We start from the raw sequence: 1,128 nt of genomic DNA, 5'->3' as shown, positions 1-1,128 counted from the left end.
ATGGTTATAAGTTCAACAGGTTCATTAGGCGCTAGTAAATTGTATTTAAAACTGGATTTGTTCTAGTGAATCAAATCTAGGTTCTACGTCTATTACATCTTCCCATGCTAAGTTTTAAACTTTCAATTAGTTTAATGTTAATTTTCTTTATAATATTTTTTTCTATTTCCGTAAATTCTCGAACCTTTATTAATTCTTTACCTTCACCACCAAATAAAATGTCTATAACTTGGAAAACAAATTGTGGTCCAGTTTCAAATAAAAATATACCATTAAATGGTTCTAAAAAATATGTTACTAAAATTGTCGGGTTAGGTATAGAATGTATAAATTCTTCGTATGTTAATTGTTCTGTTGATATAACTTTAATTTGAACAGAGGTTCTTAAATTTGCTGTTAATTGGATATTATATTTAAATATTTTTTTAAATCAATTACAGAAATTATATTTCCTCTAAGATTTGCAAGTCCACTAACGTAATATGGTGCTGTTGGCACTTTTGTTATATTCATCATTTTTTCAATGCCATGAACTATTCTTGTTTCAAGGGCATATTTTTCTTTCCCTATGTTAAATATAACAACTTGCATTATAATCAACTCCTATCCGAGCACCTTCTTTAATGCTTCTAAAACTCTTTCTGGTTGAAAAGGTTTTACAATAAAATCTCTTGCACCAGATTTTATTGCTTCCATAACCATAGCTTGTTGCCCCATTGCTGAACACATTATGATTTTTGCATTAGGATCGAATGCCTTTATTTCTTTAACTGCTTGAATACCATCCATTTCTGGCATTGTAATATCCATTGTTACAACATCAGGTCTTTCAGCTTTGTATATTTCTACTGCCTTTGCACCATTTGGAGCTTCACCTATAACTTCATAACCATTCTTTGTTAAAATATCCTTTAACATCATTCTCATAAAAGCAGCATCATCAACTATTAACACTCTTGCCATTTTTATTCCTCCCTTACTAACATAAACCTAGTTTTTTCAAAATAAAATTGAATGTACCTGGTTTTGGTATAAAAAGAAGTTACCTGCTATTTCATTATTATCTATTATAAATTTTGTATCAATAGCTAAAATTAGATCACTATACTGTTCTGCGTCAATGAAAGT

General features: G+C 29.2%; 3 protein-coding genes. All 3 read right to left on the bottom strand.

The genetic code is table 11. The features are described 5' to 3' along the window. Nucleotides 1-76: 76 nt before the first annotated feature. Genes TCEL_RS14450 through TCEL_RS12590 form a run of 3 tightly spaced genes read right to left on the bottom strand, consistent with a single transcriptional unit; the run spans nt 77 to nt 963 of the window. Entirely contained in the window at nt 77-361 is a 285-nt protein-coding gene (locus TCEL_RS14450) for a hypothetical protein (protein WP_423219079.1), read from the bottom strand. 35 nt (nt 362-396) lie between these two features. After that, the gene (locus TCEL_RS12595; protein ID WP_018666791.1) at nt 397-591 is read right to left on the bottom strand and encodes a chemotaxis protein CheW; all 195 of its coding nucleotides are present in this window, start codon (nt 589-591) and stop codon (nt 397-399) included. A 12-nt stretch (nt 592-603) separates the two neighbouring features. Further along, nucleotides 604-963, bottom strand: a complete 360-nt coding sequence (locus TCEL_RS12590; RefSeq protein ID WP_018666789.1) for a response regulator — start codon at nt 961-963, stop codon at nt 604-606. Nucleotides 964-1,128 lie beyond the last annotated feature (165 nt).

This window comes from Thermobrachium celere DSM 8682 (assembly GCF_000430995.1).
In the GTDB taxonomy this organism is placed as follows: domain Bacteria; phylum Bacillota; class Clostridia; order Clostridiales; family Caloramatoraceae; genus Thermobrachium; species Thermobrachium celere.
This window is presented reverse-complemented; position numbering and strand designations above follow the sequence as displayed.

Excerpts from the sequence above, each read along its gene's own strand:
- TCEL_RS12595 (WP_018666791.1), bottom strand. The coding sequence starts at position 591 with ATGCAAGTTGTTATATTTAACATAGGGAAAGAAAAATATGCCCTTGAA.
- TCEL_RS12590 (WP_018666789.1), bottom strand. The coding sequence starts at position 963 with ATGGCAAGAGTGTTAATAGTTGATGATGCTGCTTTTATGAGAATGATG.